Here is an 18,579-nt window from a genome sequence, read left to right as displayed (position 1 = left end):
AAGGGAACATCATGACGATCGAACGCCTGGAAAACGGCCAGCGCTTCTGCCGGGTGCTCCGCTATAACGGCACCGTCTATGTGGCGGGGCTGACCGCGGACGATCTTTCGGGCGACACCACCAGCCAGACCAAGCAGATCCTTGCCAAGATCGACGCGCTTCTCGCCAAGGCCGGCAGCGACAAGTCGAAGCTGCTCAGCGCGCAGATATGGCTCAGGGACATCGCCGATTTCGAGATGATGAACACGGCCTGGGACGCCTGGATCGACAGGAGCGCCATGCCGGTGCGCGCCACGGTGGAAGCGCGGCTTGCCGGCGACCAGTATCGCGTCGAGATCATGGTGACGGCGGCCGTCGGCTGAGCCGGCCGGCGAGGGTACGCCAATGCATGAGCTGGTGATCAAGAGCGGGCGCGTGGCGCTCGACGACGGCTGGGCTGAGTGCGACGTCGGTATCGACGATGGCCGCATCGCCGCCATCGGCAAGGGTCTTTCCGGCGAGAAGGCGATCGACGCCGGCGGCCGCTGGGTGATGCCCGGCGGCATCGACGCGCATTGCCATCTCGACCAGCCGGTCTGGGGTGGAGCCGGCAATGCCGACGATTTCTATTCCGGCACGATCTCCGCCGCTTTTGGCGGCACGACCTGCATAGTCCCGTTCGGCATGCCCGGGCAGGACATGACGACTGTCGGCGCCATGGACCGCGCGCTGGGGCGCGCGGCGGGACGCGCGGTGATCGACTACGGGCTGCATGCCGTGGTCACCATGGGCACCGGCGCGGATGTCGAGGCTCAACTTGGCGCGCTCGCCCAGCGCGGCATCGCCTCGGTCAAGCTGTTCATGACCTATCAGGGTTTCGCCGTCGACGACGACCTCTTCTTCAAGGTTCTCGATACGGCAAGGCGGTTGGGCTGGATCGTCATGGTCCATGCCGAGAACGACGCCGCGATCCGGCGCACGCGCCAGCGGCTGATCGATCTCGGCCGCACCGATATCCGCTATCATGTCGTTGCCCACAGCGAGACGATGGAGCGCGAGGCGACGCATCGCGCGCTGGCCTTCGCCGAGATGACCGGCGCGCGCATGACCATCGTGCATGTCTCGTCCTGGCAGTCGGCCGAGGAGGTGGCGCGGGCAAAGATGCGCGGCGTCGACGCTATCGCCGAGACCTGCCCGCAATATCTCTTTCTCGGCGCGGCCGATCTCGATCGCCCGGCAATCGATGCGGCGCGCTTCGTCTTCTCGCCGCCGCCGCGCTCGCCGCGCAGCCATGAGCATCTGTGGCAAGAGCTGATCAATGGCGGCATCGACCTGTGGTCGTCCGATCATTCGCCATATTATTTCGCCGACAAGATCGGGCACTCCGAAACACCCGGTTTCACCACGACGCTGAGCGGCATCCCAGGCATCGAGACACGCCTGCCGCTGCTGTTTTCGGAAGGGCTGCTCACCGGCCGCCTGGCGCTCGAGCGCTATCTCGACCTCACCTCGCGCAATGCAGCCTCGATCTACGGCTTCGCCGATCGCAAGGGTCGCATCGCCATCGGGCTCGACGCGGACCTGGCGCTGTGGGATCCGACGGCGCGCTGGACGCTGGGGCACAGGGCGCTGCACTCGCGCGTCGACTTCACGCCCTATGAGGGCAGGGTTGTCACCGGCAAGCCAATCACCGTCCTGGTGCGCGGCGTACCGGTGGTCGCCGACGGCAAGCTGCAGGCCGAACCGGGCTTCGGGCGTTTTGTGGCACGGACCGCCGCCGATCCGGCGCATCTCAGAAAACCAGTCGAGGATTGGACACCATGGCTCGATGCCTGACCATCGCCGTTTGCCAGACCGGACCGATCCAGCGCAGCGCCACGCGCGCCGAGACGGTTGGGCGGCTCGTGGATCTCCTGGAGAGAGCCGCTTCCGGCGGCGCCGAGATCGCGGTGTTTCCCGAAATGGCGCTCACCACTTTCTTCCCGCGTTGGCGCATCGACGACCAGGCCGAGATCGATGCCTTCTTCGAAGCCTCGATGCCAGGGCCGGAAACGCGGCGGCTCTATGATGCCGCCGCGCGCCTGAAGGTCGGCTTCGCGCTTGGCTATTGCGAGCTGGCGCAGGAAGAGGGCCGCACGCGCCATTTCAATACAATGGATCTGGTCGGGCCGGACGGTGCCTTCATCGGCCGCTACCGCAAGATGCATGTGCCGGGTTCGAGCGAGCCGGAGGCGGGCACGACCACGCATCTCGAACGACGCTATTTCGAGCCGGGCAATCTCGGCTTTCCGGTCTTCGACTATCGCGGCGTTCGTGTCGGCCTCGCCATATGCAACGACCGCCGCTGGCCGGAAACCTATCGCATGCTCTGTCTCAACGGCGCCGAGGTGGCGTTGCTCGGCTACAACACGCCGCTTTTGCTCGACGAAGCGCCGGCTCTGGCGCATCTGAGAATGTTCCACAACCATCTGCCGATGCAGGCCGGTGCCTACCAGAACACGCTCTGGGTCGCCGCCGCGGCAAAGGCGGGTCTGGAAGACGGGCAGGCGCTGATCGGCGGCTCTTGCATCATCGCGCCGACCGGCGAGATCGCGGCACTCGCAATGTCGCTCGACGACGAAGTCATCGTCCATCGCGCCGATCTGGACCTGATCGAGACCTGCCGGAAAGTGAATTTCAACTTCGCGCTCTATCGCCGCCCCGATCAATACAAGCGCATCTCGGAACCGGTCTGAGACCGCGATGGGCCTCGTGGAAACCGGTCACAACCAGTCCTCGATGCCGCCGTCGGTCGATCCGCTGACGCTCGGCGGGATCGTCGGGAACGGCCTTTGCATCGGCTGTGGCCTCTGCCGCTCGATCGCCGTTCCCGGCGACGTCGAGATGGTGATGACGCCGGAAGGGCGCGAGCGGCCCGTGGCGTTGCAGGAATTGGACAAGTCGACATTGACGAAGATCAACGCCGTATGTCCGGGAACGCGCATCGCCGGTCCGCCACCAGCGCAGATGAATGACGCCACGTTGGCGGACACGGTTTGGGGATCGGTCGAACGGCTTGTGCTCGGCTCCGCTGGAAATCCCACAGTGCGGTTTATCGGCTCCGGCGGCGGTGCGCTGACGGCGCTCGGACAGTTCCTGCTCAGTTCGGGACGGGTCAAGTTCGTGCTGCATGTCGCGGCCTCGCGTTCCATGCCGATGCGCACGGAACGCAAGCTGAGCTACGACGCCGCTTCCGTGCTCGAAGGCGCCGGCTCGCGCTATGGGCCGGCGGCGACGCTGGTGGATTTCAACGCCATTCTCGACCGCGGCGAGCCTTTCGCGCTGATCGCCAAGCCCTGCGACATCACCGCCGTGCGCAATCTGGCGCGGCTCGATCCGCGCGTCGACGAGCAGATGCGCTATGCGCTCGCCTTCGTCTGCGGCGGCGCCTCGGAGCTGACCAAGTCGGAACAGGTGCTGCAGCGTTTTGGCCTCGGCGAGGAGGAGCTTGCTCTGTTCCGCTACCGGGGCCATGGCAATCCCGGACTCAACCGCATCGAAACCAAAGACGGCCGCGCCTTCGAGATCAGCTACCGGCAGCTCTGGGAGGACGAGGACAAATGGATGATCCAGCCGCGCTGCAAGATCTGCCCCGACGCGATCGGCCAGGTGGCGGATATCGCGGTATCGGATTCCTGGCTGAATGGCGGACCGGCTGTCGAGGATGAGCCGCTCAACGGTATCATCGTGCGCACCAAGCGCGGGCGGGAGCTGTTCGACGCGGCTGTCGAGGCCGGCGCGGTGCAGATCAAGCGGGAGAGCGGGATCGCCGAGATCAGCGAGTTGCAGTCGCATCAGGTGCGCAAACGCCGCGCGGTCTGGGCGCGGCTGAAGGGCATGGAGATCGCCGGCAAGCCGGTGCCTTTCGTCACCGGTCTCGCCTTGCGCGAATGCGCGTCACAGAATTCAGCGGCCGAGAATCTGGCCGAGGGACGTGGCGCCCGCGATCGAGCCCGGCGCGGCCGCCTGGGCGAGCCGCCTGCGGTGCAGCGCGAAACAGTTTCAAAGGATGGGCAACCATGAGCGAGCAGACCGAGGTGATCGTCATCGGCGGCGGCATGGCCGGCGCCGGTGCTGCCTTCGAGATTTCACGCACTTCGAAAGTCGTGCTGCTCGAGCGCGAGAGCCATTGCGGCTACCACACCACGGGACGTTCGGCCGCAAGCTTCACCGAGAACTACGGCAATGGCGTCATCCGCCGCATCGTGCTGGCAAGCCGGGCGTTTCTCACCGAGCCGCCGACAGGTTTTTGCGATTATCCGCTGCTCAGCAAGCGCGGCATGATCACCGTGGCGCGGGCCGACCAGCTCGACCTGCTGCGCGAGGATCTGGAGGCGGCGCAGGCGCTGGTGCCATCGATCGTGGCGATGACGCCGGCCGAAGCGATCGCGCGCGTGCCGGTGCTGCGCCAGGACTATATCGCCGGCGCCTATATCGAACCGCATTCGATGGACATCGACGTCAACGGCCTGCATCAGGGGTTCTTGCGCGGAGCGCGGGCGCGCGGCGCCCGCATCGTCACCAAGGCCGGCGTGAGAGCCATCGGCAGGCAGGGCGGGCAATGGCGGGTCGAGACGGAAGCGGGAACATTCCTTGCGCCGTTGATCGTCAACGCGGCCGGCGCCTGGGGCGACGAGATCGCGGCGATGGCCGGAGTGCATCCGGTCAGCCTGCAGCCGAAGCGCCGCACCGCCTTCAACATTCCGGCGCCGGCCGGTCTCGACATTAGCGACTGGCCGCTGGTCAACGATGTCGGCGCGGAGTTCTATTTCAAGCCGGATGCCGGGCAGCTCTTCGTCTCGCCGGCCGATGCGACAGCGTCGGCGCCGATGGACGCCTTTGCGGAAGACATCGATGTCGCGATCGGCGCCGAGCGTCTCGAACGGGCAACGACGATCGAGGTGCAACGCGTTTCGCGTTCCTGGGCGGGTTTGAGGACGTTCGTCGCCGACGGCTCGCCGGTGGTCGGTCCGGACGACGAGTTTCCGGATTTCGTCTGGCTGGTCGGGCAGGGTGGCTACGGCATCAAGACCTCGCCGGCGCTGTCGCGCGTCTGCGCCAGCCTGATCGCCGACGGCAGCCTGCCGGACGATGTCGCGAGGCAAGGCGTTTCGCTTGCGGAACTCACGCCGCATCGGCTGCGCGGCACCGAGGACGAAGCTCGACAGGTCGCTTCATGAGCAAGGCCGCACTGGCGGCCGGTGGCAAACTGGCGGTACGCATCCTGGACGCGCTGGCCGAAGCTACGACGGACGCGCCGGGAATCACGCGCGTCGCTTACGGACCGGGCGAGCGCTTCGCCCACGATCTCGTGCGCAACGAGGGGGAAAAGCTCGGCGCTGTCGCTCGCGTCGACGCAGCCGGCAATCTCTATCTGACGCTGAAAGGCCGTGACCCGGATTTGCCGGCGATCGTCATCGGCTCGCATCTCGACAGCGTGGCGCATGGCGGCAATTTCGATGGCGCCGCCGGCGTCGTGGCGGGGCTCGCGGTAATGGCCGAACTGGTCGGGCAAAATATCCGCTTGGCGCGCGATCTCATCGTGCTGGCGACTCGCGCCGAGGAAGCGGTGTGGTTTCCGCTCTCCTATCCCGGCAGCCAGGCGGTGCTTGGCCTGCTCGATCCGCAGGCGCTCGAAGCCAGGCGTTCCGATAGCGGCCGCACGCTGGCCGAACATATGCGCGAGGAAGGTTTCGACCCAGACGCCGTGCGACGCGGCGTGCCGGGCACCGATGCAGGCCGGATCGCTGCTTTCGTCGAGGTGCATATCGAGCAGGGACCGCGCCTGGTCGCCGCCGGAGCGCCGGTCGGCATCGTTACGGGGATCGCCGGCGGCTTCCGCTATGTCGACGCGAAATGTCTTGGCGCCTATGCCCATTCCGGCGCCGAGCCGCGCTTCGCCCGCCATGACAGCGTGCTGGGCTTTGCCGATCTGGTTGCCTCGCTCGAAAACGAATGGGACGCGCTCGAACGCGACGGCCACGAGGCGACGATCACCTTTGGCCGCGTGCAGTCCGATCCGACACAGCATGGCGGCAGCCGGGTGCTGGGCGAGCTTGGCTTCACGCTCGATGTGCGCAGCGCCGAGCCGGCCGTTCTGGAGTGGATCGAAAATCGGCTTCAGACCATTTTCGCCAAGGTGGGCGCCACGCGCGGCGTCACCTTCGAGCCCGGGTCCCGCTTCACCTGGGAACCGGCGACCATGTCGCCGGACCTGATCGGCAGGCTCGACCGTGCTGCCACCGAACTGCAAATGCGCGCCCCGCATGTGCCGAGCGGGGCGGGGCACGATGCGGCCACCTTCGCCGGCGCCGGCATTCCGACCGCGATGCTCTTCGTGCGCAACGAGAACGGCAGCCATAATCCGCATGAAGCGATGGAGATCGCCGACCTCGATCAGGCGATCCGGCTGCTCCTGCGTTTCGTCACCGATTTCGACAACTCACCGGACCACCCATGAACCTCGCCAGGACTGCCTTGCTCGTCATCGACCTGCAGAATGAATACCGTCGCGGCGCGGCCTGGCCGGTCGTCGGCTACGACGCCGTGCTCGCCAACGCCGCCGCCCTGATCGAAGCCGCGCGCAAGGCGGGCGTGCCCGTCATTCACGCCCAGGCCTGGGTGAAGCCGGAGGAACGCGACGGCTATGCCCGGCAGGAAGAGATCCTGACCGAGGAATTCCGCTCGGCGGTCGCGGGCAGCGACGGCGCAGCGATCTGCGCCGAGGTAGCGGCGCAGGCCGGCGACATCGTCATCCACAAGCAGTGGCCGAGCGCCTTTCGCCGCACCGAGCTTTCGCAGCGGCTCGCCGTGCTCGGCATCGAAAACCTCGTCGTCGCCGGCGTGCTGACCGACAGCTGCGTGACCGAAAGCGTGTTCGACGCGGTTTACCAAGGGTTCCGTGCATGGCTGGTCAAGGAAGCCTGCGGCAGCATGACGGAGGCGATGCATCGCACCGGCATGCTCGACATGGCGAACCGGCTCTATGGCGGCGGTATATTGCATCTGCCCGAAGCCTTGAAGGCGCTGGCCGGCCAGTCCTTCGATGGCTGGCGCTGCACGCGGCCGGTGGAGTTCGCCTACACGCTGGAGAGCGTCGACCGGATTTACGAGGCGCTGTGATCGGCGCCGCAGCCGCACGCGCCTCTGACGACCGTCTTTGAAGCCGAAGGCTTGAGAACCGCGCCCGGCAGCGCTCCGGTCGCCCTGCCGCCGCGCCAGACCGATACGCCGTTGACGAAGACATGTTCGATGCCGGCGGCGGGTCGGCGCGGCTCCTCGAAAGTGGCGCTGTCGATGATCGTCTCGGGATCGAAGATGACGAGGTCGGCGAAATTGCCTTCCGCCAGGATGCCGCGCTCTTGGATGCCGAATTCACGCGCGGGCAGGCCGGTCATTCGGAACACGGCCTCCTCCAGGCTAAATAGCCCGATGTCACGCGCGTAGTGCCCGAGCACGCGTGGAAAGGTGCCCCACAGCCGCGGATGCGGATGGATGTCGTGCGGCAGGCCGTCGGAGCCGATCATGGTGCGCGGATGCGCGATGATGTCGCGGACGTCGTCCTCGTCGAGCTGGAAATAGACAGCACCCGCCGGCAGCAGACGCTCACCGGCCTCACGCTCGGTGCAGTTCCATTCGCGGGCTATGTCGGCGATCTCGCGCCTGGCCATCTCCGGATGCGGATCGGACCAGGTGACGAGGATCTTCAAGCCGGTGTCGCAGCGCTCCAGCCGTAGCACGGTCGAGCTCGCGGCGTAGGGATAGACGTCCATGCCTATGTCCATCGTCTCGCGCGCCTGGTCGATCCTTTCCAGCGAGGGCCGGCTCTTGCCGAAATTGGCGCGGCCGGTGCACTGGTGATGCGAGATGAACAGCTTGCCGCCGGCATGATCGGCAATGTCGATCGCTTCCTCGATCGCCTCGTCCATCGTCTCGAAATAGTTGCGCGTATGAGTGACATAGGGACCGCCGAGGCTGGCCGCCGTGGCGGCTAAGGCCTTTACTTCGTCGGTCGATGAGTTGACGGCAGGCGGATAGTCGAGCCCGGTGCTGAGGCCGAAGGCGCCCTCGGCCATCGCCGCGGCGACCGCTTCCTGCATCGCCACCGTTTCCGCTTCGTTGGCCGGCCGATCGGTCACCGGCATGCAACGCTGGCGCAAGGTGGTGTGGCCGACGAGCAGGGCGGCGTTGGTGGCGATGCCGCGGCGCTTCAGCTCCGCGACATAGTCGGCGAAGCGGTCGAAACGGAAGTTCTCGCGGCCGCCGACCAGCGTGAAGGGTGGCGGCGGCGTCTTGTCGAGCAGCAGCGGTGCCAGGCTGACGCCGCAATTGCCGGCGATCACCGTCGTCACGCCCTGGCTGATCTTCGGGTCCATGCCGCGCGGTGCCAGCAGCGCGCCGTCGTCATGGGTGTGCACGTCGATGAAGCCGGGTGCGACCACCTTGCCCTTTGCATCGATTTCCTCGATGCCCTGCGCGTCTTCTAGCCGGCCGATGGCGGCGATCCGGCCCGTCGTGACGGCGATGTCTGCCTCGAAGCGGTCAGAACCGTCTCCGGAAATCAGCGTTGCGCGGCGGATGAGGAGATCATAGGGCATTGGGCGGCTTCCTAGCTTTCCGGGTTGGCGGCGATCTCCTCGCGGCGGCGCGCGACATAGGCGTCGAGCTCTTCGCGGATCGCGGGGTCCATCACCGGTTCCTCGTAGTCGTGCAGGGCCTGCTGCCAGAGCTCTGTCGCCCGCTCCAGCGCATCCTTACCGCCCGCTTCCTGCCACGCGCCATGGTTCTGCCAGTTGGAAAGCATCGGCTGGTAGAAGGCGGTGGTGTAGCGCGACATGGTGTGCTCGGCGCCGAAGAAATGGCCGCCGGCCGGCACCGACTTGATCGCCTCGAAGCCGAGATCGTCTTCCTGGAACGGCAGCGGCCGCAGGAACTCCATCATGTTCTGCAGGATCTCGACGTCGAGCACGAGCTTTTCGTAGGACGCTGTCAGCCCGCCCTCCAGCCAGCCGGCCGCGTGGTAGATCAGGTTGGCGCCGCCGAGCACCGCGCCCCATGTGGCCATCTCGGTCTCGTAGGCCGCCTGCAGGTCGACGACGTTGGAGGCGTTCGCGTTGGAGGTGCGATAGGGCAAATTGTAGCGCCGCGCCAACTGGCCGGCGATGATGTTGGCCTTGGCGTTCTCCGGCGTGCCGAAAGCCGGCGCGCCGGACTTCATGTCGACATTGGAGGTGAAGGCGCCGTACATCACCGGCGTGCCGGGATTGACGAGCTGCGTCAGCACGACGCCGAACAGCGCTTCGGCGTTCTGCTGGCAGAGTGCTGCGGCCAACGTCACCGGCGTCATCGCGCCCATCAGCGTGAAGGGCGTGACGGTCACCGGCTGGCCGTGCTCGGCCATGGCGATCAGGCCTTCGGCCATCGCGTCGTCGAACAGGCGCGGCGAGTTGATCGAGATGATCGTCGTCACGCCGGGCGAAGTTCGCATCTCCTCGACGCTGATGCCGCGGGCGATCGCCATCATGTTGATGCCGTCCATCGCCCTGGCGCGGCCGATCGCGGTGCAGTGGAAGGAGAGGTCGCTGAGCGTCAGATTGGCGTGGTAAGTGTCGAGGTGACGCGCATTGGCCGGCAGTTCCATCGGCGCCACCACCTGGTTGCCGATGATGTGGATGGCGTTGAAGTGGTGCGCCAGCCGGATGAAGTTCTGGTAGTCGGGAAGATTGCCCTGGCGGCGGCCATTGATGCGGTCATGCACGTTGGGCGGGCCGGCGACCAGCCCGAAAACCAGCGAATTGTCACCGAGATGGACCTGCTTCTCCGGGTTGCGGCTGGTCAGCGTGAAGGACGACGGCACGTTGCGCAGGGCCTCGGTCACCAGGCTTTCATCGACCCTGATGGTCTTTTCCTCGCGATCGACGATGGCGCCGGCAGCGGCGAACAGGTCCATCACCTTCTCGCTCATGACGCGGATGCCGAGCTCCGACAGGATGCGCATCGAGGTCTTGTGCAGCTGTTCCATGCGCTCTTCGTCGAGAAGCTGCATGGGCGGGTAGGGGTTTTTCACGCTCTGCCAAGGCAGTTGCGCGATGCCACCACCGCTGCGCCCGAGTTTCGATCGGCGACCGCCGCCACGCCTGTCCTGTGACATAAGTTTGTTCCCTTCCGGCTTCAGTACCCGCGTTCCGGATTGACCACGTTTTCCAGCGGCTGGCCTTTGCGGTAGCGCGCCAGATTGTCGGCGAACATGCGCACCGATTTGATGTCCCAGCCGTCATAGACCGCCGCGCAATGCGGCGTGACGGCGACGTTCTCGTAAGCCCAGAGCGGATGCCCGGCCGGCAGCGGCTCGGTGGCGAAGACATCGAGCGCCGCGCCCTTGATCCGCCCGCTGTCGAGCGCGTTGAGCAGTGCGGCTTCCTCGACGACGCCGCCGCGCGAAATGTCGATCAGCACGGCGGACGGCTTCATGGCGGCAAAGGCGGCCTCGCCAAGCAAGCCGCGCGTTGTGGGCAGCAATGGCACGCAGCAGACGATGAAATCGGCACGGCCGATCAATACCAGCAGCGCATCGGGGCCATGCACCTCGTCGAGCGCGGGCATCGGCTTCGGCCGCGCGCGGATGCCGAGCGTGCGCATACCCATTGCCTGCCCGCGGCGCGCGACGGCCTCGCCGGTCTTGCCGAGACCGAGGATGAGGACTGTCTTGCCCTCGATCGGCTCGACGCGGCCGCCGCCCCATTGGCGGGCTTGCTGCCGGCGCTCGAAACCGCGCAGGTCGAGCGAGAAGGAGAGCATTGCGCCGAGCACATATTCGGCCAGCATGCCGGCCGCGACACCGGCCGAATTCGTGACCGTCACATGCGCAGGATCCCAACGCCCGAGATGGTCGGTGCCGGAGCCGCCGATCGACACCCATTTTACCGTCGGGCTCTCGACGAGCGCCTGGCGCGGATAGCGCGGCGTGCCGTCGAAGCGGATCGAATAGACCACTTCCGCGGCGGTCCGCTCGATAAGCGCGGGAAGGCCGGCATAGGTGTCGCAGGCATGCACATCGAGGTCCGGATGCGTTTCGGCGAGCACGGCAAGCGCGCCGGCCGGCTTGTCGGTGTGCAGGATGACGGTTGGGCGCGCCGACATCGCGACCTCACTTGCGGCCGATATGGTCGGCGGCGCTGCCGAGGGCGGCAAGCAGCGCCTGGCCGTTTTCCAGCGTCGCGTTCTCATGCGGCGCGCGCAGGTTCAGCCAGCGCCGGTCGCCGGACTTGACCGCAAGCACCGCCTTCATCGCCGGGATCAGCCCGGCGTCCTGGATCACCTTCCGGAACGCCTTGATGGCGGCATCCGCTTCGGCGACGTCCTCGCCCTTCCGGGCCGCGTCATAGAGGTGGCGGATGGCGGCGGCGTTCAGATTGACGGTCGCCGAAATGCAGCCGGCCGCGCCGCTCGCCAGACCCTTGGTGAGCTGCGCCTCGGAACTCGGAAAGACAGAAATACCGGGCGCGGCGGCGATAACGGCGGCCGTGTTGTTCCAGTCGCCGGCGCTGTCCTTGTAGGCGACCACAGTGTCCGGAAATGCCTTGCTCAGCCTTGCCGTCAGGGCCGGGCTGACCGGCACGCCCGAGTTCTGCGGGATGTGATAGAGGATCACGCGCATCGAAGGTTTTGCCACCTTCTCGATCAGCTCGCTGTAGTAACGCGCCTGACCGTTGTCGCCGGCGCCGGTGTAGAAGAAGGAAGGCAGCACCATGACCGCGGCGCAGCCGAGGCCAACGGCATGGGCCGACAATTCGACCGTTTCCGGCAGAGCGGTGACGCCAGTGCCGGGCATCAGCCGGTCCGGCGCGATGCCGGCCTCGACCAACCATTCCAGCGCCTGCATGCGCTCGCGCAGGGAGACAGACAGCGCTTCGCCCGTCGTGCCGAAGGGCGAGAGGAAATGCGCGCCCTGGCCGAGAACCCATTTGGCGTGGGATATCCAGAGATCGCGCGCGATGCGGCCGTCGTCTTCGAACGGCGTCAGGATCGGGGCGATGGTTCCTTGGAGGCGAGTCATGAATGTCCTCTATGCTGGTCTGTGTGGCCGGCCATCGCTGCGACGGCGCGGGCGAAGTAGGCCGAGGCGGTGATGTCGAAGAGTATGTCGAAACCTGCCGGCGAACGGAACGTCACGGCCTCGATATGGCCGACGCGCGTCTGTGCGATATCATCTGCACCGAATTTTTGGGGTCTCAGGTCCAGCGCGCAAAGTCCGCTCATCGCTTCGGCAAGGCGAGGACCGGAAAGGCGCATCCACGCCCAGCCTTCCTCGCGCCATGACGAATAGCCTTTCCGTGCAACCGCAGCATACCAGGTGTTTTTGACGTCGGCGACCGTCTCGCCGGCGTCCTCGGCGAGAAGCAGGATGTCCTCGTTGCCGAGGCGCAGGACCCGCATGCCGCGGTGGTCGCCGATGCGATTGACGGCCGGGAGCGGAATCCCTTGCGCGGCGAGCCAGGCGGCGCTGCCACCGCCTTTCAGGCCGAAGCGCGGCTTGTCTGTAAGATCGCTCAGCGCGGCCGCGCCGGAAATCAGCTTCGTGCCGTCGGCCGCGCCGCCGGGCATGAAGGGGTAGACGCGTGTCGCGGTGCCGGCGGCCATCTAGATCTCCTGCCGCGCGTTGGTCGGGTCGAAGAAGGTGTGAGCGACGACCGGCGCCTCGACCAGCTCGCCATTGCGGCACTTCACCGTCACGCGGCTGCCTTCCGCCTGGTCGTCGACATGGACATAGGCGAGCGCGATATGGCGCCTGAGCGACGGCGAGTATCCGACCGATGTGATCTGGCCGACAGGGGCGCCGCCGCGCAACACCAGGCAGCTTTCGCCGGGAATGTTGCGGCTGCCGGCGGGGAATTGCAGGCCGACCAGCTTGCGGGTCTGCCCGAGCCTTGCGCGCATCTCGATGGAGCGCTTGCCGACGAAGAACGGTTTCTTCTTCGAGACCGCCCAACCGAAGCCCAGCTCGTCGGGCGTGGTGATCGCATCCGTGTCCTGGCCGATCAGGATATGGCCTTTCTCCAGGCGCAATATGCGCGACGCCTCCAGCCCATAGGGACGCAGGCCGTGCGGTCTGCCCGCCGCCATCACCGCGTCCCAGAGGCTGGGCGCCAGGCTCGAAGGGCAATGCAATTCGTAGCTTAGCTCGCCCGTGAAGCCGATGCGCATCACCCGCACCGGGACGCCGGCGACGGTGCCGTCGCGGCCGCTGAGATAAGGGAAGGCGTCGCGGCTGAAATCGATGTCGCCGTCAAGCGCCTCAAGCACCAGGCGCGCCTTGGGTCCGGTGACGTTCAGGCCGGAAAACGCGCCGGTGAGGTTGAGCACGTCGACCTTCAGGCGCCACTCGGCGTTCCAGAACAGCATGTCGGCATAGACGCGCGCCACGGCCCCGGTGGTCGCCGTCACATAGAACCGGTCCTCAGCCATCCGGTAGGCGACGCCGTCATCGATCACCGAGCCCATCTCGTTGAGCATCAGGCAGTAGCGGACGCGGCCGGTGGGCTGGTTGGCATGCGCCATCGTGTAGAGGCGGTCGAGAAATTCACCGGCGTCCGGCCCACGGATCTCCAGCTTGCCGAGCGTCGAGACGTCGAGCAGGCCGACGCCTTCGCGCACGGCGAGTATTTCCTCGCGGACAGCTTCCTCGGCGCTGCTTGCAGCGCCGTAATAATAGGGCCGCCACCATGCGCCGACCGGCTTCATCGCAGCGTTCAGCGCGACATGCTTCGCATGCAGCGCCGTGCGGCGTTCCAGCACCTCGTGGTGGCCGGCGAGCACGCCGAGCGTTTCCGGCCCCACCGGAGGACGCGCCGTGGTGATGCCGATCTCGCAGACCGTCCGGGCGGTTGCCTCGGCGACGATCCGGGCGGTCGCCAGGGCCGAATGGCGACCCTGGCTCGGGCCCATGCCGACGGTGGTGAAGCGCTTGACCAGCTCGATCTCGCGATAGCCGTCCTTGGTCGCGTTCTGCAGATCCTTGACCTGGAGGTCCTCGTCGAAGTCGACGAAGTCGCGTCCCTTGGGATCGGCGGCGACCGGCTGCACATAGCGCGGCCGAGCGCTCTTCGGCGTGACCGGAGGTTCTGCCGCCACCGCATGGCCGAGCCGCGAAAGCGCGGTTGCAGCCGCGCGCCGGCCGCTGGCAATTGCGTCCTGCAACTCGTCCGTTCCGGCAACGGCGCCGGCGAGTTGGACGGGACCTTCCGGGAGCGTGATCGTCATCGTTTGCAAGCCGGCATCGTAGCCGACCTTGCCGCCGGCCTGGCACGGCAACTGCCATGCCGGCGCCTGGCCGGTCGAAACAGCCAGCAGGTCGCAGGCGATCCAGCTTCCGCCGACACGGACGCGGGCAAGATGGCGGTTTCCGGCCATGCCTTCCGCCGCCTCGACGGTTGCGCCTTTCCGGATGGCGACACCCCTGCCGCGGAGTTCGGCCTCCAGCGGGCCGGCATCGCCGGCCGGTCTCGGATCGACGAGCTCGACGACCGATACGCCTGCGTCCAGCAGATCGAGCGCCGTCCGGTAGCCGTCTTCATTCGCGGCCAGCACCACGGCGCTGTGACCGGGCCGCACGCCATAGTACCGGATCAGCCGCTGGGCAGCGCCGCCGAGCATGATCCCCGGCAGGTCGTTGTTGCGGAAGACGGCCGGCTGCTCGATGGCGCCGGTCGCCAGGATCACCTCGCGGGCACGCGTGCGATGAAGCCGATTGCCCTCGATCAGCGGCAGCCAGTTGTCTTCGTACCAGCCATTGCAGACGGTGCCGGTCAGCACCTTGAGATTGGGCAGCGCCTCTAGCCGCGATGACAGGCCGGAGAGGATGGCTGGATCGCAGCGGCCGCAACTCAGCGAGCCACCGATCTCGGGATTCTCGTCGCACAGCACAACATCGGCTCCTGCCTCCGCGGCGGCAATCGCGGCGCTCAGTCCCGCCGGGCCGGCGCCGACGACGAGAACATCGCAATGCAGGTGCGCCTTGTCGAAATGCCGATGCGGAGCCTTGGTGTCGACCACGCCCAGGCCTGCCTTGCGGCGGATGATCGGCTCCCAGAATTTCAGCCAGCTGTCGCGGCGCGGACCCATGAAGGCGCGGTAGTAGAAGCCGACTGGCAGGAAGCGGCCAAACCAGTCGATCACGGCGTCGTGGTCGCGTTCGAGCGAGCCGTTGACGTTCTGCGCGCTGACCCGCAGCCCTTCGCTGATCGGCGTGCGCTCGGCGGCGACGTTCGGTTCGGACGGAAGCTGCACCAGCGCGTTGGCGTCGGCCCCGGTCATCGACAGGATGCCGCGCGGGCGATGGTATTTGAACGAGCGCGACAGCACCCATTGACCGGAAGCGGCGAGCGCGCTGGCGATGCTGTCGCCTTCGTAGCCCTCGAAGGGCTTGCCCTCGAAGGTGAAGCGGATGCGGCGGCTTCGATCGATCCGGCTTCCGAAAGGGGCGGGCAGCCGGTTCATGCGCGGTCCCGCTGCTCGGAAGGGTCGAAGGTGCGGATGATCTCGTTGCTGACGAGATCGCGCTCGGCCAGGAAGAAATAGTTGCTCGGCACGTGCCGCCACCACTCGACCACGATGCCTTTGCGGTTTTCGGCGCGGAACAGGTGCCGCGACCATTCCCTGTCTGCGGTGTCGTTCGGATCCGGCCTCGCGCGCACCGGTCCGAAGGACTGGAACTCGTCGATGTTGCGCCGGCCATTCATCGGGCAGGTCAAAAGCTTCATCGTCAATGGCTCGCCGCGGTCGCGCCCATTTCATTGAGCAGCCTGAAGGTCTCGAACCGCTCCAATGCAAATGGCTTCAGGATGTCGGGCACACGACCGTCGGCGATGGTCTGGGCCATGCGCTTTCCAGCGACCGGCGTCGCCTTGAAGCCCCATGTGCCCCAGCCGCAGTCGAGCCACAGATTGGCGAGCGGGCTCGCGCCCATGATCGGGCTGTAGTCCGGGGTCATGTCGGTGATGCCGGCCCATTGCCGAAGCAGGCGCACGCCTTGCAGGAAAGGAAAGAGGTGGACGGCGCCTTCGGCGAGGTGCTCCTTCATGTCGAGTGTCGAGCGCGTCGAATAGAGCTGGTAGGGATCGGAGCCGCCGCCGATGACGACCTCGCCGCGCGACGACTGCACGAGATAGGTGTGCAGCGAGACCGACGAGACCAGCGTGTGCAGCCAGGGCTTCAAGGGTTGCGTCACCATCGCCTGCAGCGGATAGCAGCGGATGGGAAGCTCGACGCCGGCCATCAGCGCCACGTCGTAGTTCATGCCGCCGGTGGCGATCAGCAGCTGGCCGCAGGCGACGCGGCCCCTGTTCGTCTTGACCGCCTGAATACGGTCGCCGACGACGTCGAAGCCCTGCACCTCGGTACGCTGGTGGATTTCGACGCCGCGCCGCGACGCCTGGGCGGCGTAGCCCCAGGCGACGGCGTCGTGGCGCGCCGTTCCGCCGTCGGCATGCCAGAGCCCGCCGAGGATTTCGAGCGGGCCGCCATAGTCCATATTCAGCAGCGGGCAGAGTTCCTCGACGCCCTTCTGGTCGACGACCTCGGTGCGCGTGCCCATGTGCTTGCCCATTTCGGCGCGCATGTGGAAACTGCGCATCGTCGCCTCGCTATGCGCAAGCGTGAGCTGGCCGCGCTGCGAGAACATGACGTTGAAGTCCAGTTCTTGCGACAGGCGCTCGAACAGCTCGACGCCCTCCTTGTAGAAGGCGATGCCTTCAGGCGTGATGTAGTTGGAGCGGATGGTGGTGGTGTTGCGCGCCGTGTTGCCGCCGGCGAGGTAGCCTTTCTCCAGCACCGCAACACTCTTTATGCCGTGATATTTGGCAAGATGATGCGCGCAGGACAGTCCATGCCCGCCGCCGCCGATGATGACGACATCGTAGGCCGGCTTCAGCTCGGGCGTGGCGGGGATGTCGCCGCTGACCGGATAGTCCCAGCTGAGACCGTATTTCAGAAGCCTGAGGGGCATTGCACGGCTCAGCTCAAAGTCTTGGGAGGATCGTAGAGCAGCGCCGAGAGATCGGAGAAGCGGCTGTCGCGGTCGTCGAGCGAGAGCACCGCGTCGCGGATCGCCGCGGCGCGGCCGGATCCGAGCACAGGTGCGGCGAACTCCATGTATTTGGCCTCGACGTCCTGCGCCGTCATCGGTGCCTCAGGGCCGCCGCGCGCATGCACGTCGCCCGACGCCAGCACGCGTCCGTCCGTCGTCGAGATGACGACGTCGGCCCAGCGGCCGGCCGGGAAGCGGGCGCTGTGGCGTTCGGATTCGGTCACCGCGATGCGGGTGAGCATGTCGGCGACCGCGGCGTCGGCGAGCCCGGCGCCGGAAATATGCTCCAGTCCGATGCGCCCATGGATGATGAAGGTCGCGACGGCGAAGCGCAGGCTGTACTGCGCCTTCGAGGTCGTGTCCGGCATGCCGTCGAACAGCGTGGCCGCATAATGGAAGCTGTTGACCTGGACGCGGGCGATGTCGGACGGAGCGAGATTGTGCGCCAGGCAGAGTCCGCGCACCGCGTCGATCGCCGCATGCGCCCAGCGGCAGATCGGGTAGGGTTTTACATATTGGTGCAGCACCTGCCAGAAGACGCCGAGATCCTGCCAATGCGTCGCGACGTCAGGCGCCTCCACCGTGATCGCTGGCGCGCCGGTGAAGCCGCGCTCGGCAAGCACCGTCGCCGAAAGGCCGATGAGGGCGCCGAGACCGGAGCCGTCATGCAGCATCGTCGGCGTGGCGATCTCGCGCATCATCTGGCTGCGCGGGCCGTGATACTCGGCAATGCCGAGCGCCTCGCGCAATTGCGTTTCGTCGAGCCGCCGCAGGCGTGCCGCGACGGCGGCCACGCCCAAGGCATTCCACGCGCCCGAGGTATGGTAGTCGCTCACCGTCGCATGCAAGGCGATGCCGGCCCGGCCGGCGACTTCGTAGCCGACGACCAGGGACGCCAGCGCCTCCGGCCCGGTAAGGTCGGGCCTTGCTTCCGCGAGCGCGGCAAGCGCCGGCACGACCGCGACGCCGATATGGCCCTTGGTCGGGCTGTAGCCGTCGTGGCCGTCGAGATTATCGGTCTGCGTGGCGACGGCGTAGGCCGCGCCGGCGATGCTGGCGCGGCGTCCGTCGAACAGCATGCGGGCCGAATATTGCGGATCGCTTGAACCATAGAGCAGCACGGCGGCGTCGCGCGCGATCCGGCCCGCGTCCATCGGCCCGGCCGCGATGGCGATGCCGAGTGTGTCGAGCAGCAGGTAACGCGCCTGTGCCAGCACCGGTTGGGGAAAGACGGAAGCGGGGCGCCGCAGCACGAAATCGGCGAGGCGCGTGAACGTATCGGAACTGACGACAGGCCCCTCACGCCGGTATGACGGCACAGCCACGCGCTAATCTCCCCTGTCTCTCCACAACATCAATAAATTGGGTTCATCGCGCAAGCACGCGATTAGTTTGGCGGCTTTGACCAAAAATATTGATGCCATGTCGCTTGTCTGCGATTGAATGGCCGGTTGCCCATGCGATAGCTATGGCGATCG

General features: G+C 66.7%; 16 protein-coding genes. 7 read left to right on the top strand and 9 right to left on the bottom strand.

Annotated features, from left to right (window positions below; translation table 11 throughout):
- The first annotated feature begins 11 nt into the window (after positions 1–11).
- Genes FJW07_RS29715 through FJW07_RS29685 form a run of 7 tightly spaced genes read left to right on the top strand, consistent with a single transcriptional unit; the run spans position 12 to position 7,140 of the window.
- The gene (locus tag FJW07_RS29715; RefSeq protein ID WP_041007422.1) at positions 12–362 is read left to right on the top strand and encodes a RidA family protein; all 351 of its coding nucleotides are present in this window, start codon (positions 12–14) and stop codon (positions 360–362) included.
- A 22-nt stretch (positions 363–384) separates the two neighbouring features.
- Positions 385–1,815 (top strand): dihydropyrimidinase, encoded by a 1,431-nt coding sequence (gene hydA, locus FJW07_RS29710; RefSeq protein ID WP_140859700.1) that lies wholly within the window; start codon positions 385–387, stop codon positions 1,813–1,815.
- Positions 1,800–2,714, top strand: coding sequence for a nitrilase-related carbon-nitrogen hydrolase (locus FJW07_RS29705; RefSeq protein ID WP_140859699.1), 915 nt, complete (start codon positions 1,800–1,802; stop codon positions 2,712–2,714). The genes hydA and FJW07_RS29705 overlap by 16 nt, the downstream gene beginning before the upstream one ends.
- Positions 2,715–2,721: 7 nt before the next feature.
- Positions 2,722–4,041, top strand: coding sequence for a Coenzyme F420 hydrogenase/dehydrogenase, beta subunit C-terminal domain (locus FJW07_RS29700; RefSeq protein WP_140859698.1), 1,320 nt, complete (start codon positions 2,722–2,724; stop codon positions 4,039–4,041).
- Complete coding sequence (locus FJW07_RS29695) at positions 4,038–5,198, top strand: FAD-binding oxidoreductase (RefSeq protein WP_140859697.1); 1,161 nt, start codon at positions 4,038–4,040, stop codon at positions 5,196–5,198. The genes FJW07_RS29700 and FJW07_RS29695 overlap by 4 nt, the downstream gene beginning before the upstream one ends.
- On the top strand, positions 5,195–6,478 hold the full coding sequence (locus tag FJW07_RS29690; protein WP_140859696.1) for a Zn-dependent hydrolase: 1,284 nt from the start codon (positions 5,195–5,197) through the stop codon (positions 6,476–6,478). Before FJW07_RS29695 ends, FJW07_RS29690 begins: the two co-directional genes overlap by 4 nt.
- Positions 6,475–7,140, top strand: coding sequence for an isochorismatase family protein (locus tag FJW07_RS29685; RefSeq protein WP_140859695.1), 666 nt, complete (start codon positions 6,475–6,477; stop codon positions 7,138–7,140). The genes FJW07_RS29690 and FJW07_RS29685 overlap by 4 nt, the downstream gene beginning before the upstream one ends.
- On the opposite strand, the gene FJW07_RS29680 is transcribed toward FJW07_RS29685, so the two are convergent.
- The 9 genes from FJW07_RS29680 to FJW07_RS29640 are packed head-to-tail and all read right to left on the bottom strand — an operon-like array spanning position 7,125 to position 18,426.
- Positions 7,125–8,615: a D-aminoacylase gene (locus FJW07_RS29680; protein ID WP_140859694.1), complete on the bottom strand. Its 1,491-nt coding sequence runs from the start codon at positions 8,613–8,615 to the stop codon at positions 7,125–7,127. The genes FJW07_RS29685 and FJW07_RS29680 overlap by 16 nt on opposite strands.
- A gap of 11 nt (positions 8,616–8,626) precedes the next feature.
- Entirely contained in the window at positions 8,627–10,168 is a 1,542-nt protein-coding gene (locus FJW07_RS29675) for a trimethylamine methyltransferase family protein (protein WP_140859693.1), read from the bottom strand.
- Positions 10,169–10,188: 20 nt separating this feature from the next.
- On the bottom strand, positions 10,189–11,157 hold the full coding sequence (locus FJW07_RS29670; protein WP_140859692.1) for a D-2-hydroxyacid dehydrogenase: 969 nt from the start codon (positions 11,155–11,157) through the stop codon (positions 10,189–10,191).
- 7 nt (positions 11,158–11,164) lie between these two features.
- On the bottom strand, positions 11,165–12,073 hold the full coding sequence (locus FJW07_RS29665; RefSeq protein WP_140859691.1) for a dihydrodipicolinate synthase family protein: 909 nt from the start codon (positions 12,071–12,073) through the stop codon (positions 11,165–11,167).
- Positions 12,070–12,657: a sarcosine oxidase gene (locus tag FJW07_RS29660; RefSeq protein WP_140859690.1), complete on the bottom strand. Its 588-nt coding sequence runs from the start codon at positions 12,655–12,657 to the stop codon at positions 12,070–12,072. The genes FJW07_RS29665 and FJW07_RS29660 overlap by 4 nt, the downstream gene beginning before the upstream one ends.
- Positions 12,658–15,513: a 2Fe-2S iron-sulfur cluster-binding protein gene (locus tag FJW07_RS29655; RefSeq protein WP_140859689.1), complete on the bottom strand. Its 2,856-nt coding sequence runs from the start codon at positions 15,511–15,513 to the stop codon at positions 12,658–12,660. It lies immediately after the preceding gene.
- Positions 15,510–15,776 (bottom strand): sarcosine oxidase subunit delta, encoded by a 267-nt coding sequence (locus FJW07_RS29650; protein ID WP_140859688.1) that lies wholly within the window; start codon positions 15,774–15,776, stop codon positions 15,510–15,512. Before FJW07_RS29650 ends, FJW07_RS29655 begins: the two co-directional genes overlap by 4 nt.
- 2 nt (positions 15,777–15,778) lie before the next feature.
- Positions 15,779–17,020: an FAD-dependent oxidoreductase gene (locus FJW07_RS29645; RefSeq protein ID WP_140859687.1), complete on the bottom strand. Its 1,242-nt coding sequence runs from the start codon at positions 17,018–17,020 to the stop codon at positions 15,779–15,781.
- Between the two features lie 8 nt (positions 17,021–17,028).
- Entirely contained in the window at positions 17,029–18,426 is a 1,398-nt protein-coding gene (locus tag FJW07_RS29640) for an MmgE/PrpD family protein (protein ID WP_246680900.1), read from the bottom strand.
- Positions 18,427–18,579 lie beyond the last annotated feature (153 nt).

It is taken from the genome of Mesorhizobium sp. B3-1-9 (assembly GCF_006439595.1).
In the GTDB taxonomy this organism is placed as follows: Bacteria; Pseudomonadota; Alphaproteobacteria; order Rhizobiales; family Rhizobiaceae; genus Mesorhizobium.
This window is presented reverse-complemented; position numbering and strand designations above follow the sequence as displayed.